Genomic DNA, 19,239 nt, shown 5'->3' on the forward strand with positions numbered 1-19,239 from the left:
TGGTTACCCCGGAGTCCGCCATGCCCCCTCTCTCCCTGCGTCTTCTCACGCCCCTGGCTTTGTTGATCATCCTCAGTGGCTGCAACAGCAAGGCGGATACCGCCGCCCAAACGCCACAGCCGCGCCCGGTACTTGCCACCCATGTCGAAGCCGCCGGCAGCCAGCAAAGCGCCTATACCGGTGTGGTCGCGGCCCGTACGGAAAGTGACCTGGGCTTTCGCGTCAGCGGCAAGGTGATCGAGCGCAAGGTCGATCCCGGCCAGCATGTGTCCCGTGGCGACACCCTGCTGGTGTTGGATATCGGTGACTTCGAACTGGCCCTGCGCTCGGCCAGGAACCGCGTCAACGCTGCCCAGGCGCAATTACGCCAACGCCGCGACGATGCAAACCGCTACCAACGCCTGGCCAGTACCGGCGCCGTGTCGCGGCAGATCTTCGACCAGTCCGCTACCAACCTGCGGGTTGCCGAGGCCGAGTTGGCCGCGGCGCAATCGGACGCCAGCCAGATCGACAACCGCCGCACCTACTCAGTGCTCAAGGCCGATGGCGACGGCATCATCACCGATGTGCGGGTGGATCGCGGCCAGGTGGTCGCCGAAGGGCAAATCGTCGCGCGGCTGGCCCATGACGGGGCCCGTGAAGCCATCGTCAACCTGCCGGAAAACCAACGCGACCTGGCCGCCCAGAAAGCCCTGGCGTTCCCCTTCGGCGCTCCCGACCAAACCGTGACGGCGACCTTGCGCGAGCTGTCCGCCAGCGCCGACCCGACCACCCGCACCTACCGCGCCCGGTATGTACTGCATGGCAATGTCGAGCGTTTCGCCCTCGGCTCCACCATCACCGTGCGCCTGCAAGGCAACGGCCAGGCCCAACAGACCCGCGTGCCCATCGGTGCGTTGCATGACGCCGGGCAGGGAACTGGCGTGTGGCTGATCGGCGCGGACAACAAGGTCAGTTTTGCCCCCGTCAAAGTTGCCGGCCTGGGCCAGGAAGACGCCCTGCTCGACAGCGGCGTGAGCCCGGGCGCTACCGTCGTCGCCCTCGGCGCGCACCTGCTGCACAACGGCGACGTTGTGCGCCTTCAGCCCGCCCAGGCGCTGGCCCTCAACCGCAAACAGGACCAATGATCATGCGCGGCATCAACCTCTCTGAGCTGGCGGTCAAGCATCGCGCGGTCACCTTGTTTTTGATCATCGCGATCCTGGCCGCCGGTATCTTCTCGTTCGGCAAACTGGGCCGCGCCGAAGACCCATCGTTCACCGTCAAGGTCATGACCATTACCGCCGCCTGGCCCGGCGCCACCGCCCAGGAAATGCAGGAACAGGTGGCCGACCGCCTGGAAAAGCGCCTGCAGGAACTGGACTACTACGACCGCGTGGAGACCATCGCCCAACCAGGTTTTGTGTCGATGCGCATGACATTTCTCGAATCCACGCGCCCCAGCGAGATCCAGGACCTGTTCTACCAGACCCGCAAAAAACTCAGCGATGAAGCCGCCAGACTCCCCAAGGGCGTGATCGGGCCGTTCTTCAACGATGAGTATTCCGATGTGTACTTTGCGCTGTATGCCCTGGAAGCCGAACACCTGCCCCATCGCCAACAAGTGCAGATGGCCGAGGAACTGCGCCAGGGTTTGCTCAACCTGCCGGGCGTGAAAAAGGTCAATATCCTCGGCGAGCAGGCCCAGCGCATCTTCGTCGAATTTTCCTATGAGCGGCTGGCAACCCTGGGCATCAAGCCCGATCAGATCTTCGCCGCCCTCGCCGCGCAAAACGCGGTGGCGCCGTCGGGCTTTGTGGAAACCGCCGGTGCCCGCGCCTATATCCGTATCGACGGCGCATTTGACAGCCTGGCGCTGATTGAAAACGTGCCGCTGGTGGTCAATGGCCGCGTGCTGCGCATCGCCGACGTGGCCAGCGTGAGCCGTGGCTATGAAGACCCGCCCAGCTACCGCATCCGCCACCAGGGCGACCCGGCGCTGATGCTCGGGGTGATCATGGAAAAACACTGGAACGGCTTGGAGCTGGACAAAAGCCTCCAGGCCCAGGAAGCCAGGATCCAGGCTGACCTGCCTTTGGGCGTGAACTTCGCCAAGGTCTCCGACCAAGCCAAGAACATCAGCCTGGCGGTGAATGAATTCATGCTCAAATTCTTCGTCGCCCTGGCGGTGGTGATGGTCATCAGCCTGCTGGCCCTGGGCTTTCGCGTGGGGTTGGTGGTGGCGGCTGCGGTGCCGCTGACCTTATCCATCGTGTTTGTGATCATGCTGATGACCGGCCGCGAGTTTGACCGCATCACCCTCGGTGCGCTGATCATCTCGCTGGGCTTGCTGGTGGATGACGCGATCATCGCCATTGAAATGATGGTGGTGAAACTCGAAGAAGGTTTTGATCGGATTCACGCCGCCACCTTCGCCTGGAGCTCCACCGCCGCGCCCATGCTCACCGGTACGCTGGTGACCATCATCGGTTTTCTGCCGGTGGGCTTTGCGCGGTCGGGCGCTGGGGAATACGCGGGGAATATTTTCTGGATCGTCGGCTTTGCGCTGATCTCATCCTGGCTGGTGGCGGTGGTGTTCACGCCGTATCTGGGGGTGAAGTTGCTGCCGCAGATCAAACCAGTGCCGGGTGGCCACGACGCAATTTATGCCGGGCGCTATTACCAGAAACTGCGCAACCTGGTAGACACCTGCGTGCGCCGGCGCTGGCTGGTGACCGGCCTGGTGGTCGCAGCATTTGTGCTGTGCGGGCTGGGCATGGGCGTGGTGAAGAAGCAGTTCTTCCCCAACTCCGACCGTTCCGAACTGATCCTTGAGGTGTACATGCCGCCCGGCAGTGCCTTCAAAAGCACCGAGGCGGTGGCCGCGCAGCTGGAGAAAGCCCTGCTGCAAGAGCCGCAGACATCGATGGTCGACACCTATGTGGGCGGCGGCGCTCCGCGTTTTTTCCTGTCGCTGAACCCTGAGTTGCCCGACCCGGCATTCGCCAAATTGATCGTGCAAACCCCGGACTCCCACGCCCGCGACGCCCTGAAACTGCGGATGCGCGAGCGTATCGCCGCCGGTGAGTTTCCTGCGGCGCGGGTACGTGTGACGCAGTTGTTGTTCGGCCCGCCGGTGCCGTTCCCTGTAGTGTTCCGCGTGTCCGGCCCGAACGTGGACGTGCTGCGCAGCCTGTCCGAAGACGTGCGCAAAGTGGTCGCCGCCAACCCACTGACCAAGGACGCGTTTCTCGATTGGGGCGAGCGCACCAGCAGCTATCGCCTGGTGCTGGACCAAGACCGCCTGCGCCTGCTGGGTTTCACCCCCGATGAGGTCAAGTCCCAGCTCAACGCCTTGCTCAGCGGCAACCCCATCACCGAAGTACGCGAAGGCAACCGCACCGTCTCGGTGGTCGCTCGCGCCCAGGGCAACCAGCGCGAGAACCTCGGCAACCTCAACAACATGACCCTGACCAACAGCGCCGGCACCTCGGTACCGCTGGCCCAGGTCGGGCATTTCCAGGCGGTGATGGAAGAGCCGATCCTCAAACGCCGCGACCGCGTAACCACCGTGGAAGTGCGTGCCGACATCATCGACGGCGTGCAACCACCCGATGTGGAAATGGCCGTGTACAAAGACCTGCAACCGCTGATCGCCAGGCTGCCTGCCGGCTACCAGATCGACATCGGCGGCCCGGTGGAAGAAAGTGCCAAGGCCAACGTGGCCCTGGCGGCGCTGTTCCCGATCATGATCCTGCTGACCCTCACCGTGATCATGTTCCAGGTACGCTCCTTCGGCGTGATGTTCATGGTCTTCGCCACCGCGCCACTGGGCTTGATCGGCGCGGTGCCGACCTTGCTGCTGTTCAACCAGCCCTTTGGGTTCAACGCGATCCTGGGGCTGATCGGCATCGGCGGGATCCTGATGCGCAACACGCTGATCTTTACCGACCAGATCCGCCAGAACCAGGACCACGGCATGCCGATTCGCGAGGCCATCATCGAAGCCACGGTACGGCGCGCACGGCCGGTGATCCTGACCGCGCTGGCGGCCGCGTTGGCGTTCATTCCGCTGACGTTGTCGGTGTTCTGGTCGTCCCTCGCGTTTGTGCTGATCGGCGGCGTGCTGGTGGGCACCGTGTTGACGCTGTTGTTCCTGCCGGCACTGTGCAGCCTGGTACTGGGGCGTGAGAAGACAAAGGTTGTCGAAACCTCCCACATAAGCGCCGGATAAGCTCTACTCCCCTCCCCTGAGAACCTCTGCAAAGTCCCTCGCCTGAATACACAGCGCGAGGGAGTGCAGATGGTTTGTTTTGTGATGGCCCAGCTTGATGGGGCCGTGTTTTGAACCCGGCCATAGGCCGGTTGGCCCTGACCCCAATGGACGTCAAGACAGTCGATATCGACGGCGTCTTGCGTGATTTTCGTGAATGCCTGAATACGTTTGACGACTGGGCCGAGCGCTTTTGGAGCTTCTCGACACTGGACGTCGAGCAGGTATTCAAGGTGGGCGATCAGGTGGCATTGGCCGCCCCCATCAATCGTTCGATTATTCCCAACAGCACCGTCGCCACGTGCCCGGCCAACGGCACCTTGACCCTGGTGCACCTGTTTCAAAGCACGCAGTTTGTGCCCATCGGCAATACGCCGGTGGTACTGCAACGCATCGACCCAAACGGTGGCCCGCTGGGCGAGCCGATCCACAAGACCATTGGCCCCAGCGGCATCCTCGAAGTCACCGAGTGTGATCGCAACCAGCAATACCGCATCAACTTCTATCCCAACGTTTCCAAGGATCACGTCAAGGCGCTGTATGCGTCTTATCAGTCGGTGATCGCGGGGTTGGACATCCGTCTGCGTGAAGCGTGGACCACTACCTTCCAGGCCCAGTGGCAAGACTATGCCGAGGCCAAGCCACTTGATCGGCGGCGCATGCTGGAAGCGGCGTTTATCAGCGGTCTCGGAAAAGCTCTCTTCAACCTGTGGGACAACGTCACGCAGTTGTATGAGCTGCTGGCGGACCTCAAGGCCAACAGCGAGAAGTTGTTGGCCTACCTCTCCCACGCCGAACTTGATGCGCTGCTGAAACTGGGCAACGAAAAGATTGCCAACGGCTTACTGGTGCTCAGCGACGAGCCGCTGCTGTTTATCTACCTGTCGGCGATAGTCAGTTGGACGCGCATGTTGCCGCCGCCGCAGATGAATGAACTGTGGGGTGAGATCACCGGCGAGGTGCTGATCAATCTGCTGTTGATGCGTGTAATGGGTGCGATGGGCATCGCAGTTCGGCTGGGGGCTCAGGTGCTGGGCTCGATCAAGTCCGCCCGGGCGCGCGAGTTATTGGAACTGCTGGCCAAGCAGATGGTAGGGCCGGGTCTGGAACCGCATGTCGCAGTGGCCAGGCCATTGCTGCTGGGCAGCGCGCCAACGCCGATCAAGACGATTCCGGTTGCGCCGTTGAAGGCTGGGGAACACGTGGTTTCGAACCCTGTTCCGTTGGTTCGTAACAAGTCCCAGCGGACGGTATTGGTTCGGCAGGAGTCTGTCGATGATGTGCCGGTCGTGGCTACGAATCCCAAGGGTGACGCGGCGACTTCGGCGGACAAAACAGCGACAAATGGCTGCCCGGTGTCGATGGTCACTGGGGAGGAATTGCTCACCCTCACCGATGGTGTTTTGGACGGGATATTGCCGTTTGAGTGGACCCGTTTGTACCGCACCAGCGCGGTGGAAGTGGATGTTGGGCTGGGGTTTGGCTGGAGTCATTCGCTGGCGCAGCGGCTTTCTGTTTCGGGCGATTCGGTGGTGTGGACCGACCATGAAAACCGTACTGTTTCGTTTCCACTGCCGACCGAGGCGCGACCGGCGATCACCAACAGCCTGGCTGAAGCGGCGATCTATTTGGGGGCTTCGCCGGATGAGTTAGTGCTGGCCCAGGCCTCGCGGTTTTATCACTTTCGTGACGGGGTGCTGGTCTCGATCAGCGATGCGTATGACAACCGCCTGCGGATTGCGCGGGATGTGTTGGGGCGTATTGCACGGTTGGATAACGGTGTGGGTCGCTCGTTGTGTTTGCGCTATGAACTGGGCCGCATGGTGGCGGTGGATTACCAGGTTCAGCGGGCCAAGGGGTACGAGCCTTACGAATGGATCACGGAACAGAACGTTGTTTCCTACGCCTATGACGACGCCGGACGACTGGTTTGCGCGACCAACGCCGTCGGCGAAAGCGAGGTTTATCGGTACGACGAGCAGCATGTGATTCTTGAGCGGGGCTTGGCCGGTGGCGCGAGCTTCTTTTGGGAATGGGAGCGCTCTGGCAAGGCGGCGCGGTGTGTCCGGCACTGGGCCAGTTTTTCGCAGATGGATACGCGGTATGTCTGGGAGGACAACGGCCGCGTGGTCGTGCATAACGCCGATGGCAGTCAGGAAGTGTATGTCCACGATGACCGCGCACGGCTGGTGCAGCGCATTGATCCGGACGGCGCCCAGCACTTCAAATCCTACGATGACAAGGGTCGACTGACGGTCGAGCAGGATCCGCTCGGGGCGGTGACGGCGTATCAGTACGACGATGCCGGACGCTTGGTGGCGTTGTTTCCGGGAGATGATGAACCGACGTCCTACGAGCATGACAACGGCTTCGTACGGGTGGTGCGGCGTGGTGAGGCGGTCTGGAAATACGAGCGTAACGACCAGGGCGACGTGACGCGTAGGACCGATCCCGATGGTGAGGTGACGGACTACAGCTACAACAAGTACGGGCAACTAACGGGCGTTTGGTATCCCGACCACAGTTGTCATCGGCTGGTGTGGAACGAACGCGGCCAGCTCATTGAAGAGCAACTGCCCAATGGCGGCGCCAAGCGCTATCGCTACGATGATCTGGGCCGCCAGATTGCCCGCGAGGATGAACAAGGCGCGCTGACCCAATACCAATGGGACAGCGTCGGCCGATTGATTCGCATCGTGTTGCCAGGCGGTGCCACGCGAGAATACAGCTACAACCCCTACGGAAAAATCACCGCCGAACGCGACGAACTCGGCCACGTCACCCGCTACGAATACGCCGACGGCCTACACCTGATCAGCCGCCGCCTCAACGCCGATGGCAGCCAGGTCAACTACCGCTACGACAACGCTCGGCTGTTGCTCACCGAAATCGAAAACGAAGTCGGCGAAACCTACCGGCTCAACTACCACCCCAACGGCCTGATCCAGCAGGAAATCGGCTTCGACGGCCAACGCACCGCCTACGTCTACGACCTCAACGGCAACCTGCAGGAAAAAACCGAACACGGCGACGATAGCAGTCAGCTAGTTACCTTTTACCAGCGCGACCACGCCGGCCGACTCGTACGAAAAACCCTACCCGACGGCAACAAGGTCGATTACACCTACGACCGCCAGGGCAACCTCCTCAGCGTCGACGACGGCCACTGGGCGCTGGCGTACGAGTACGACTCGCAAAACCGCCTCACCGGCGAGCATCAGGGCTGGGGCACTTTGCGCTATGGCTATGACGCCTGCGGTCAGCTTCAACATTTACGCCTGCCAGACAACAACCGCCTGGTTTTTAGCCACGGTAAAGGCGGCGACCTCGCTACCGTCGAACTCAACGGCGCATTACTGACCTCGCATCTCTTCAAATCCGGCCAGGAACACCAGCGCCAACAAGGCCAACTCCTCAGCCACTACCACTACGACGACCAACACCGCCTGCACGCCCACACCGTCACCCAACAGGAAAACCACCTCTACCAACGCCATTACGATTACGACAAATCCGGCAACCTCACCCGCCTCAACGACACCCGCAAAGGCGAACACCACTACCGCTACGACCCACTAGCCCGCCTCACCCGCGCCGACCATTCGCAAGACCTGCACGAACGCTTCGGCCACACCCCAGCCGGCAATCTACTGATGCACGACCGCCCCGGCCCGGACATTGTGGCGGGCAATCGGTTGATGATTCAGGGCGACCGGCACTACGACTATGACGCCTTCGGCAACCTTATCCGTGAACGGCGCGGCAAGGGCCATCAACTCGTTACCGAGTACCGCTACGACTGCCAGCATCGCTTGATCGGTATTACACAACCCAACGGCCAGACCGCGAGCTATCGCTACGACCCATTCGGGCGACGCATCAGCAAAACCGTCGATGGCATAACGACCGAGTTTTTCTGGCAAGGCGACAAACTCATCGCCGAGCACCATGCGGATCGTCATCGAAGCTACCTCTACGAACCCGATAGTTTTAGGCCGCTCGCCCTGCTGGAAGGCTTCGGCCCACAAGACACCAAGCCCTACCATTACCAACTCGACCACCTCGGCACGCCGCAGGAACTCACAGCTCCTGATGGCGAAATCGTCTGGTCCGCCCACTACCGCGCCTACGGCCAAATCAGCCGACTCGACATCGGAAAAATCGACAACCCGCTGCGCTTCCAGGGCCAGTACTTCGACCCGGAAAGCGGGCTGCACTACAACCGCCATCGCTACTACAGTCCGGACATTGGTCGCTACCTGACGCCGGATCCGGTGAAGCTGGCGGGAGGGATCAACGCCTACCAGTACGTACTCAATCCTACGGGATGGATTGATCCGCTGGGCCTGACTTCTAAAAAGACAAACTGCCCGGAAGGACCGTATAGCGTAATAGTTCCAGGAGGAGGTTTAGACGCACATGAGGCAGCCGGAGGCCACTTAAAGGAAAAACACATAGGCAGAACTAACCAACAGTTGCTGTATCGTCTGAGGCAGGAGCCGAATATCCCGGCGGCCTCTACATTCCATGATCGCGCAGCAGCAGAACGGGAAATATCTGTTGTGCTAGATGAAAACCAAGATAAAATTGATAATTTTCTAAAAGGCAACCAAAATCAACTTATCATTAATCACGAAACCAAAGGACCTGTAGGGACCTGCATTAAAAAAAACACAACAGCGGCTGTTTCCGGAACAAGAATTTATCTAGTCATCCGCAAAGACATAAATATGCACCCCGGCTATCGAATTCATACTGGATATCCTGACCCATGAAACAAGATTATTTCGAACTGCAGCAATTTCTTGCCGGTTACTTTAATCAAGACTGGCCTGAAGACCATGAAAGCGCAAACGACGTTATTGATTTTTTTATCTCTGAAGCAGATGCAGACACGATAAACAAAGTACTAATAGAGCTAGACAAATTAATAGCCTGCAAAAAGACAGAACAAGAACTTGAGGATTACTTATTCAAATGCATAGGCTGCTACTATTATTATCGCAATGAGTGGAAAGACGGAGAGACATGGCTTAGGCATATTGCATCAACCCTGAAAAACTCCAAACCTTTAAAATAAATGAAAGCCCACCATAAACATCACCACCATTATCAAATGCCACGTTTTATACAGGAGATTAAATGAGATGCAGCGCTATGATTTAACCCACAACCAACCTTCCCATCAGTAATTTTCACTGAAATGCAGTGTTGCTCGTTATAAAGGAATACAATTACGAATCCAGTCCAAAACCACGGTCTCGAAATCGCTGACGAGTGGCGCACTTAATGACGAAAGTTATTATCACACTCCCACACCCACAATCCCCTGTAGTGAGCGAGCTTGCTCGCGCTGGGCCGCGAAGCGCCCCCCCGTCAGGCGATGCGATGTATCAGCTCAATCAGCAGTGTCAGGTTTAGGGCTGCTTCGCAGCCCAGCGCAGGACAAGCCTGCTCACCACCGGGCCTGCTCACCAAAAAGGCTCACCCATCAGCGTGAGCCCGGCCCAATTTCAAATTACCGCGTCGAAAGCTCCATAATCATCCGGCTAAGCAGGTAAACCCGCGGCACCACGCTCTCCACCTCGGCATACTCCTCGGGCGTATGAATATTGCCGCCCACAATCCCAAACCCATCCAACGTCGGCGTCCCTACCCCGGCCGACAGGCTCGCATCCGCCGCGCCGCCGCTGCCTTCAATGGTCAATGTCTTGCCCAATTCCCCATAAATCCCTTGGGCAATCGCAACCAATTTGTCCGACTCGGGCGTTTGCGGCATCGGTGGCAGGCCGCGCTTGAGGCTGGTGGTCACTTCGGTGTCCGGGATCAGTTTGTTCGCTGACACGCGCACCAGGTCTTTTTCGATGCGATCAAACTCTTCCGGCAATGCCGCGCGCACATCCGCCTTGGCCGTGGCTTGGTCAGGAATCACGTTGGTGCGGTCGCCGGCCTTGATCACGGTGAAGTTGATGGTGGTTTTCTTCTCTTCATCGCCCAACTTGCCCAATTGCAGGATCTGGTGCGCGGCTTCCATGGCGGCGTTGCGCCCCAGTGCCGGGGCGACACCGGCGTGGGCGGCTTTGCCTTTGACTTCAACCACTGCGGTGGCGCTGCCTTTGCGCCACACCACCAGGCCGTCGGCCGGGCGGCCGGGTTCGAGGTTCAGGGTCACGTCGTGAGCCTTGGCGGTGTTGCGGATCAGTTCGGAGGCGATGTCGGAGCCGGTTTCTTCGCTGGCGTCGAGCAGGAAGGTGATCTGTGCGTAGTCTGTGAAACCCTGGCTTTTCAGGACTTTGAGCGCATAGATGCCGGCAACGATGCCGCCCTTGTCATCCATCACGCCCGGGCCGTAGGCGCGGCCGTCCTTGATATGGAACGGGCGCTCGGCGGCGGAGCCTTCCTTGAATACCGTGTCCATGTGCGCCATCAACAGGATTCTGGCCTTGCCGGTGCCCTTGAGGGTGGCGATCACATGGTTGCTGTTGGCGGCGGCGTCCGGCACGCGTTCGATACTGAAGCCAAACTGCTTCAACTCATCTACGGCGATGTCGCTGACCTGGGTCAGGCCCGGCCCGTAGCCGGAGCCCGAATCGATATTCACCAGGCGTTCCAGCAGTTTCAACGCCTCGGCCTTGTACTGCTCGGCGTGCGCCTGGATCTGCTTGTGGGGTTCGGCGCTGTAGGCCGGGAGTGCGAAGGGCAAGGCCAGGGTGGCGGCCAGAAGGGTACGCGGGAAGATGAAGCGCATAAACCGATCCTTGTTTGGTGTAGGGGCCGCCACACCCTACCCCACTAGACAGACCGCAACCAAGCCCCCTGCACCGCGTTGACGCGGTTGCGCCCGCTGCTTTTGGCTTCATACAAGGCCAGGTCGGCGTCGTTGAGCCAACCGGTGGAATCGGCGTGCCCGGGTTGATACGGCGCCAGGCCGATGCTCAAACTGGCGCGCAAGGCCGGGTCCTGGGCATAGGCCAACGCGTTGAAGCGATCGCGCAACGCCTCCATCACGTCGGTGGCGTGGTTGAGCGGCATGCCCGGCAGGATCACACAAAACTCATCGCCGCCGTAGCGCCCGGCCAGGTCCGTGACGCGCAGGTTCTGGCGCAGTATTTTGCCCAGTTGACGCAGCACGATGTCGCCGGTGACGTGGCCGTAGGTGTCGTTGATCAGCTTGAAATGGTCGATGTCGATCAGCGCAATCGTCGCGCCCTGATGATCGCGACGGCAGCGTTGGAATTCAATTTCCAGGTGATCTTTCCACGCGCCATGGTTGAGCAGGCCAGACAAACTGTCGGTGCGGCTCAGGGCCAGCAATTCGCGTTTATGGCGCGCCAGGGTCACGGCCTGGCGATAGCAGATCCAGCCGAGCGCCAACGGGTACAGCATTAGAATCGGCAAGCAGGCATACAACTGCGCCTGTGTGGTCAAGGCCATGAACGCCGGAGCGAAGATCAGCAGCGCCGTGCCGATGCCCAGGGTCTGCGCCATTAAGCCGGCGAACATGAAGCGCGGCCCACCGATGGCGACATTGTTCATGGTCATCATCGACAAGGTGGTGACACTCGGCAGCGGGTTGAAATGCATCGCGCCCACCCAGAACCCGCCGCAAAACGAATCGAACAACAGGTTGCGGCGCTCACTGCGCAGTGCCTGGGTGGTGCGCAAAGACAGCTGGAAGGCCAGATGAGGCCAGGCAAAGGCGTTGATCACCATCCACGCCCAGACCCACATGGGAGGATTGAGCGGGTACATGCCAAATACTACGCACACAAAACCGAGCGTCAGCCCCAGGGAGCGGGATTTGTAGAGGCGCAAAGCGAGCGGAAGTCCTTTTCCTCCGTTGGCTGGCATGGTGGGGTGTCATCCAGGAAGAATACTCGGAGTCTATCAGCATACGGGCATATCGCCACCATCGCTCGTGCGCCCTTCGTCCAAAACACTCAGTGGGAAAACCCGCGCGCCAGCATCAACGCCACCCCCAACAGCAACACGGCCGCGATCCGCTGCAACAGCACCCGGCGCCTGGGGGTTTCCAGCACATGCTTGATGCGCTGGCCGAAATAGCAATACAGGCACCCACTGGCGAATTGCAGCAGCAGAAAGGTCGCCCCGAGGATGGCGATGTCGGCCGCCGAACTCTGCTCCCCTGCCCCGGCGAACTGCGGGAACACGGCACTGAACATGATGAGGGCCTTGGGGTTGGAAAACCCGGTCAACAAGCCCTTGCCGAACAGGCTGCGCGAACCCTGTGCGGCAGCGCCCTGGTCGATCGACACACCGCTGCTGGTCCACTGTTTGTAGGCCAGGTACAGAATGTAGGCCACGCCGACGAACTGGATGCCCTGGGCGATGGCGACGTTACCCTTGATCAATTCCGAGAAGCCCACGGCAAAGATCAGGATTGAAATCAGGTACGACACACTGGCGCCGATCTGCGCCGGGATCGACCTGCGCAGGCCGTCCTTCAAACCCAGGCTCAACAGCAACAGGGTCATGGGGCCGGGGCTGAAGGTCATGGTGGCGCAAAACAGCAGGAAATAGAGAAACGAAGACAGCGTTAACGCACTTGTCATGGCCTGTGACCTAGGGAAACGGAGCGTGCAGTCTAGGCAAGCAGCATTGCGCAAGGCAGGTAAAGTAATGCCTAATCCGGCCATACTTCACCGGTAAAAGCACCGGCAAACACAAGGAAGATTTATGTTTGTATCCGCTATTGCCTTCGTGGAAGGCACGCCGAAGGTGCAGCAGATCGTCGAAGCGTTCAGCCAGGCCATCGAGCACGGCGAATGGGCACCCGGCAGCAAGTTGCCCTCGGTGCGTGAACTGGCCCAGACCCTGGGCGTCAGCAAGTTCACCCTCAACGAAGCGCTGGACCGCCTGCGCGGGCGCAACCTGCTCACCTCAAGTCAGGGCCGTGGTCACTTTGTGACGATGGACAGCCCACGTCCGGCGTCGGTGGCGTGGGTCGACCTGCTGCCCCAGGACCTGCTCAGCGTATTGCGCCGACCACTGGCCACCGCCGATGGCGACCTGCGCCCCGGCGGCGGCCATCTGCCGGAAGCATGGCTGGACGCCGAGCCCCTGCGCCAGGCGATGCGCAGCGTGGTGCGCGCGCCGTCGCTGCGCATCGCCGGGCTGGGCACGCCGGCGGGCTTCCTGCCATTGCGCCAGGCCCTGCAACAGAAGCTGCATGGCGAAGGCTTGTCGGTGCCGGTGGAACAGGTCATCACCACCCCCAACACCGTGCAGGGCCTGGACATGCTGATGCGTCTGCTCGTAAGGCCCGGCGACACGGTACTGCTGGACGCGCCGTGCTATTTCAACTTCCACGCCAACCTGGCCTTGCATGGCGTCAAGGTGGTGAGCATTCAGCGCCGTCCCGACGGCTTGGACTTCGCCGCGCTTGAACACCTGCTGGCCGAGCACCGCCCCGGCCTGTACCTGACCACCAGCGTGCTGCAAAACCCCACGGGCCATTCCTTCAGCCCCAGCCAGGCGTTTCGCCTGTTGCAACTGACCCAGCAGTACCACTGCCATATCGTCGAGGATGACCTCTACGGCGACCTGCACCCCAACCCACCGCCACGCCTGGCCGCCATCGCCGGCCTGGACCACGTCACCTACCTGTCGGGTTTCTCCAAGATCCTCAGCGCCAACACCCGCGTCAGCTACGTGGTGGCCGCGCCACAGTTGGCGGCCAACCTCACCAACATGAAGTTGATGAGCGGCGGCGTGACCTCGGAGCTGTTCGAGCACATTGTGTATCGCATGCTCAGCGAAGGCAGCTACGCCAGGCATCGCAAGCGCATGGTCCAGCGTTTGATGGAGGCTGGCGGGCGCGTCGAACAATGGCTCAGGCGCTGTGGCTGCGAACTGCCGATGGCCTACGAAGGCGGGATGTTTATCTGGGCGCGCCTGCCGCCGGGGGTGGACGGCGAGTGGCTGGCCCAGGAGGCGTTGAAACGCGGCATGGTCCTGGCGCCGGGTGCGCTCTTCGGCTACGACACGGCCCATCGCGATTCGATGCGTTTCAATGTGGCCCATAGTGATGAGCCACGGGTGCAGCAAGTGTTTGAAGCGCTGCTCAAGGCCACCCGCCTCGCGGGCTGCTCAGCGTCGATGGGCCAATGAATGCACACAACGATCGCCCAGGCTTTGCACGCCTTGCACCAGCAGCACCAGCACGATCACCGTGACCACCATGATCTGGTTATTGAAGCGCTGGTAACCATAGCGAATCGCCAGGTCACCCAGCCCACCGCCGCCGATCACCCCGGCCATGGATGAAAAACCGATCAGCATCACCAGGGTCAAGGTCACCCCGGCGACCAGCGCCGGCAAGGCCTCGGGCAACAACACCTTGAGAATCACATGGCGGATATCCCCGCCCATGGCCACGATAGCTTCGATGCGGCCCTTGTCCACTTCGTCCAGCGCGGTTTCGACAATTCGCGCAAAGAACGGAAAGGCGCCGATGGTGATCGGCACCACGGCGGCGGTGCTGCCCAGGGTGGTGCCGACGATCAAGCGGGTCAGCGGGATCAGTGCGATCAACAGCACCACAAAGGGCAATGAACGCCCCAGGTTGATCACCGCGCCCACCGCCCGATTGAGGCGGGGCAGCGGCAATAAGCCATCGCGTCGACTGATAAACAGCAGCACGCCCAGGGGCAGGCCGATCAGCAAGGTGAAGAGCCCGGCCAGCAGCACCATGTATAAGGTTTCGCCGGTGGCGTTGAGCAGCAATTGCAGGATGTCGTTCCAATCGGTCTTCATACGGCCCTCACCACGTGCAGGCTGTGGCCCAGCGAACGGCCCAGGCGCGACGACGGGTCGCTCTGCAGTTGCAGCAACGTGCCGCTTTCCACTACGCGGCCGTCGGCCAGGGACACCGCGCTGTCGCAGATCGCCTTGACCACCTCCAGCTCGTGGGTGATCAACACGATGGTCACGCCCAGTTGCCGATTGATGTCGCGCAGCAGTTCAAGGATCGACGCCGTCGTCTCCGGGTCCAGCGCGCTGGTGGCTTCATCCGACAGCAGGTACGCGGGCCGCGCGGCCAAGGCGCGGGCGATGCCTACGCGCTGTTTCTGCCCGCCCGATAACTGCGAGGGAAACGCCTGGGCCTTGTCGCTGAGCCCCACCAGTGCCAACAACTGCGACACCCGCGCCGCGCGCTCGGCCTTGGGCACATTGGCGATCTCCAGCGGCACCGCCACGTTATCCGCCACATTGCGCGAATGCAGCAGGTTGAAACCCTGGAAGATCATGCCGATACGCTGGCGGTGCTGGCGCAGCTGTTTGTCGTTCAGCCGGGTCAGGTCCTGGCCATCCAGCAGGATACGCCCGGACGTCGGTCGCTCCAGCAGGTTCAAGCAGCGCAGCAAGGTACTTTTACCCGCGCCGCTGCGCCCGACAATGCCGAAGATCGCCCCATCGGCGATCTGCAACGACACGTTATCCAATGCCGCCGGCTGGCCGTTTGCGTAGGTTTTGCTGACGCCCTCGACAACGATCATTCGACCGCCACCGGGATCACAGAGCCGGCGTATTTCTCACTGATGAACTTGGCCAGTTCCGGTGAGCGCAAGTCCTTGGCCAACTGCCGAATACGCGGGTCATCCGCCAGCTTGGGGGTTGTGACGAGGATATTCGCATACGGGTTGCCCTTGGCCTGCTCCAGGCCCAACGCATCCTTGGCCGGTTCGAGCCCGGCTTCCAGGGCGAAGTTGCCGTTGATCACCGCAAGGTCCACATCGTCCAAGGCCCGGGGAATTTGCGGCGATTCAATTTCCAGAATCTTCAGGTGCCTGGGGTTTTCGGCGATGTCCTTGGGCGTGGCCTGTTCCTTGGCGGCGTCGTTGAAGCCGGGTTTGAGTTTGATCAAACCGTTGGCTTGCAACAGGTACAGCGCGCGGCTGAGGTTGGTGACGTTATTCGGGACGGCGACAGTGCCCTTGTCCGGCACTTGAGCGAAGCGGGTGTGCCGACGCGAATAAATACCCAACGGCTCGATATGCACCGTGGCCGCCACGGCGAACTTCTGGCCGAGGGCCTGTTCCTGGGAGTAAAGGTACGGCAGGTGCTGGAAGTAATTGGCGTCGACATCACCGTGGGCGAGCAACTCGTTGGAATTCACGCCGCTGGGGATCTCGATGATGTTCAGCTTCAGGCTCGGGTCGAGCTTTTGTACGTATTCGAGGATCTGCGCATGGGGAATCGGATCAGCGGCCACGCGCAACGCGTCGGCGGCCGACACGCTGAAGGAGGCCAGCAATGCCGCCAGGGTAAGGGTGGTGGTTTTCAACATCGGTGATCTCCTGATCAGGCGGACAGTGCTTCGGGCAACGTGGCGTCGGCGTAGAAACGTTGAGCCACATCGGGGTGGGAACGCAGGCGCCCCTTGAGGTAGTTCCAGCCCACATCGCGCAGCAATGGGTTGCGCGGGTCGCTCTCGGGGCCATGGGCATCGCGCAGCAACTCGGGCGCCAATTGGTATACCGGCACCACCGCGTCCAGTTGCGCCCCGAGGAAAAACGCCAGCGACAACCGCTCGCTGACCACCGGCGGCGACACCACGCGGTGAACGGTCGCGCGCAGGTAGCCATTGCTGGCCAGTTCAAGCAGTTCGCCGATATTCACCACCAGCGTGTCGGGGCGCGGCACCGCATCAATCCAACGGCCCTCCTCCACTTCCACCTGCAAACCGGCCTGCTGGTCTTGCAGCAAAAAGCTCAGGAACCCGGAGTCCTTGTGCGCGCCGACGCCCTGGCGACTTTGCTGCGCATGACGGCCGGGGTAGCGGATCAGCTTGATATGTTCGTTGGGTTTGTCGCCATACAGCGCATCAAAGGCGTTTTCCGGCAGGGACAGGGCCTGGGCGAACGCGCGTAGCAGGCGCAGGGCCATTTGCGTCATCGCCTGCTGCCAGCCGAGCACCAGGGGTTTGAGTTGTGGCAGAGCCGGCGGCCATTGGTTGGGGCCTTGCAAGCGTGCCCAGGCGGCCGGGTATTGCGCCGCGGGCAAGGGCTCGCGCTCGGCGCCGACGTCGAATTGTTCGCGCAGGTCGGGCTGGCCTCGGGTGATCTCCGAGGCGGCGCGGTTGTAGCCGCGAAAGTGGGGGGAGTTAAGCATGCCCACCGCCCGTTTATCGGCCTCGGGCAAGGCAAAAAACGCGCGTGCCTGTTGCTGCACCTGGGCCAGCAAGTCACGGTCGATGCCATGCCCGGTGAGGTAGAAAAAGCCGATATGGCGCGCCGCCAGACGCAACTCATCGAGAAACTGCCGACGCTGCTGCGGGCTGCCGTCGAGCTGCGCCAGGTCCAACAGCGGCAAGGCGGTAATTGACTGTACGTGGGCCATCGGCGGCTCGCTCCTTGAATAACATCCTGGGGAAGCGTCCAAGCTAAACGATCTTAAAAACCGCTAATAAATACCTTTTTAGCATTAGCTTAGGCATGCACACCCACGCCGCACGCGCTTGGCCCCTGCGACAGTCGAGCCGCTCTTGTGCGTTGACCAGAGGTGTTACACCCCATATAGTGTGCCGACCTACAAGACAGACCACTACATAGTGTGCAGAATCGGTATTTACCGACCACACTCCGCGCAATATTTCAATGCCTAGCAGTCTGCAAAATCACCTATTTTTAGACCGGGTTCACACCCCGCCGAAACAGATCAGGAAGGAGTATTTCAATGCTGAGTTGGGATGAAGTCGACAACGAAGACACCGGTGCAGCGGTAGTCAAGGGCGCCAACGCCGGCCACGCCAGCGAAGCCAACATGGACCGCCTCGACGGTGCCGGCGCCGCTGCCGCCGTCGAAGCCCGCGCCGTCACCGCCAACGACTCCGCCGCCATCATCCGCGCCAAGGCTGCCCTGGACAAACTCGACGTCGCCGAAGGCCTCGCCGAACTCGAAGGCGCCTCCGCCCGCGTCGCCGTTGACGAAAAACGCATGATCAACTGCCGCGCCGACCTCAACCAACTCGTGCCCTTCAAGTACGACTGGGCCTGGCAGAAGTACCTCGACGGCTGCGCCAACCACTGGATGCCGCAAGAGGTCAACATGACCGCCGACATCGCCCTGTGGAAAAACCCCGAAGGCCTCACCGACGACGAACGCCGCATCGTCATGCGCAACCTGGGCTTCTTCTCCACCGCCGATTCCCTGGTCGCCAACAACCTGGTGCTGGCCGTGTACCGCCTGATCACCAACCCGGAGTGCCGCCAGTACATCCTGCGCCAGGCCTTCGAAGAAGCGATCCACACCCACGCCTACCAGTACTGCATCGAATCGCTGGCCATGGATGAAGGCGAGATCTTCAACATGTACCACGAGATCCCATCGGTGGCTAAAAAGGCCGCGTGGGGCCTGAAATACACCCGCTCGATCTCCGACCCCAAGTTCGAAACCGGCACCGTCGACACCGACAAAGAACTGCTGCGCAACCTGGTCGCCTACTACTGCGTACTGGAAGGCATCTTCTTCTACTGCGGCTTCACCCAGATCCTCTCCATGGGCCGCCGCAACAAAATGACCGGCGTGGCCGAGCAGTTCCAGTACATCCTGCGCGATGAGTCGATGCACCTGAACTTCGGTATCGACGTGATCAACCAGATCAAAATCGAAAACCCGCATTTGTGGGATGCCGAGATGAAGGAAGAAGCGACCCAGATGATCCTGCAAGGGACTCAGCTGGAGATCGAATATGCGCGTGACACCATGCCGCGTGGGGTGCTGGGGATGAATGCGGCGATGATGGAGGATTATCTCAAGTTCATCGCGAATCGTCGTTTGTCGCAGATTGGGCTGAAGGAAGAGTATCCAGGCACGACCAACCCGTTCCCGTGGATGAGCGAGATTATGGATTTGAAGAAAGAGAAGAATTTCTTCGAAACCCGCGTGATCGAGTACCAGACCGGCGGCGCGCTGAGCTGGGATTGATCAGCATCACACACCCCAATGTGGGAGGGGGCTTGCTC

The 19,239-nt window shown here is 60.8% G+C and carries 13 protein-coding genes; 6 read left to right on the forward strand and 7 right to left on the reverse strand.

Translation table 11 applies throughout. The features are described 5' to 3' along the window. The first annotated feature begins 20 nt into the window (after nt 1–20). The 4 genes from AB4N98_RS00205 (at nt 21) to AB4N98_RS00220 (ending at nt 9,332) form a co-directional block, all read left to right on the forward strand. Complete coding sequence (locus tag AB4N98_RS00205) at nt 21–1,127, forward strand: efflux RND transporter periplasmic adaptor subunit (RefSeq protein WP_460149147.1); 1,107 nt, start codon at nt 21–23, stop codon at nt 1,125–1,127. Between the two features lie 2 nt (nt 1,128–1,129). Then, nucleotides 1,130–4,213, forward strand: a complete 3,084-nt coding sequence (locus tag AB4N98_RS00210; protein ID WP_068932171.1) for an efflux RND transporter permease subunit — start codon at nt 1,130–1,132, stop codon at nt 4,211–4,213. 146 nt (nt 4,214–4,359) lie between these two features. Beyond that, the gene (locus AB4N98_RS00215; protein WP_460149148.1) at nt 4,360–9,027 is read left to right on the forward strand and encodes an RNase A-like domain-containing protein; all 4,668 of its coding nucleotides are present in this window, start codon (nt 4,360–4,362) and stop codon (nt 9,025–9,027) included. After that, nucleotides 9,024–9,332 (forward strand): contact-dependent growth inhibition system immunity protein, encoded by a 309-nt coding sequence (locus tag AB4N98_RS00220; protein WP_460149149.1) that lies wholly within the window; start codon nt 9,024–9,026, stop codon nt 9,330–9,332. Before AB4N98_RS00215 ends, AB4N98_RS00220 begins: the two co-directional genes overlap by 4 nt. A 438-nt stretch (nt 9,333–9,770) precedes the next feature. Here AB4N98_RS00220 and AB4N98_RS00225 read toward each other — a convergent pair whose 3' ends face one another. The 3 genes from AB4N98_RS00225 to AB4N98_RS00235 form a co-directional block, all read right to left on the reverse strand. Continuing rightward, nucleotides 9,771–11,000 (reverse strand): M20/M25/M40 family metallo-hydrolase, encoded by a 1,230-nt coding sequence (locus AB4N98_RS00225; RefSeq protein ID WP_460149150.1) that lies wholly within the window; start codon nt 10,998–11,000, stop codon nt 9,771–9,773. A 44-nt stretch (nt 11,001–11,044) separates the two neighbouring features. Continuing rightward, the gene (locus AB4N98_RS00230; protein ID WP_065878551.1) at nt 11,045–12,103 is read right to left on the reverse strand and encodes a diguanylate cyclase; all 1,059 of its coding nucleotides are present in this window, start codon (nt 12,101–12,103) and stop codon (nt 11,045–11,047) included. An 89-nt stretch (nt 12,104–12,192) separates the two neighbouring features. Continuing rightward, nucleotides 12,193–12,825 (reverse strand): LysE family translocator, encoded by a 633-nt coding sequence (locus AB4N98_RS00235; RefSeq protein ID WP_017530715.1) that lies wholly within the window; start codon nt 12,823–12,825, stop codon nt 12,193–12,195. 124 nt (nt 12,826–12,949) lie between these two features. On the opposite strand from AB4N98_RS00235, the gene AB4N98_RS00240 reads away from it, so the two are divergent. After that, nucleotides 12,950–14,383 carry an aminotransferase-like domain-containing protein gene (locus AB4N98_RS00240; RefSeq protein ID WP_017530714.1) on the forward strand — a complete coding sequence of 478 codons (1,434 nt, stop codon included), beginning with the start codon at nt 12,950–12,952 and terminating at the stop codon, nt 14,381–14,383. On the opposite strand, the gene AB4N98_RS00245 is transcribed toward AB4N98_RS00240, so the two are convergent. The 4 genes from AB4N98_RS00245 to AB4N98_RS00260 are packed head-to-tail and all read right to left on the reverse strand — an operon-like array spanning nt 14,363 to nt 17,614. After that, a complete protein-coding gene (locus AB4N98_RS00245) occupies nt 14,363–15,028 on the reverse strand; it encodes a methionine ABC transporter permease (protein ID WP_017530713.1) in 666 nt (221 codons plus the stop codon). The genes AB4N98_RS00240 and AB4N98_RS00245 overlap by 21 nt on opposite strands. Then, the gene (locus AB4N98_RS00250) at nt 15,025–15,771 is read right to left on the reverse strand and encodes a methionine ABC transporter ATP-binding protein (RefSeq protein WP_135197019.1); all 747 of its coding nucleotides are present in this window, start codon (nt 15,769–15,771) and stop codon (nt 15,025–15,027) included. The genes AB4N98_RS00245 and AB4N98_RS00250 overlap by 4 nt, the downstream gene beginning before the upstream one ends. Then, nucleotides 15,768–16,562: a MetQ/NlpA family ABC transporter substrate-binding protein gene (locus AB4N98_RS00255; protein WP_065876871.1), complete on the reverse strand. Its 795-nt coding sequence runs from the start codon at nt 16,560–16,562 to the stop codon at nt 15,768–15,770. Before AB4N98_RS00255 ends, AB4N98_RS00250 begins: the two co-directional genes overlap by 4 nt. Nucleotides 16,563–16,576: 14 nt before the next feature. Next, nucleotides 16,577–17,614 carry an isopenicillin N synthase family dioxygenase gene (locus tag AB4N98_RS00260; RefSeq protein ID WP_460149151.1) on the reverse strand — a complete coding sequence of 346 codons (1,038 nt, stop codon included), beginning with the start codon at nt 17,612–17,614 and terminating at the stop codon, nt 16,577–16,579. Between the two features lie 336 nt (nt 17,615–17,950). Between AB4N98_RS00260 and AB4N98_RS00265 the strand changes: the two genes are divergently transcribed. After that, nucleotides 17,951–19,201: a ribonucleotide-diphosphate reductase subunit beta gene (locus tag AB4N98_RS00265; protein WP_460060304.1), complete on the forward strand. Its 1,251-nt coding sequence runs from the start codon at nt 17,951–17,953 to the stop codon at nt 19,199–19,201. Nucleotides 19,202–19,239: the final 38 nt, after the last annotated feature.

The sequence above is a fragment of the Pseudomonas sp. S3_E10 genome (genome assembly GCF_054667615.1).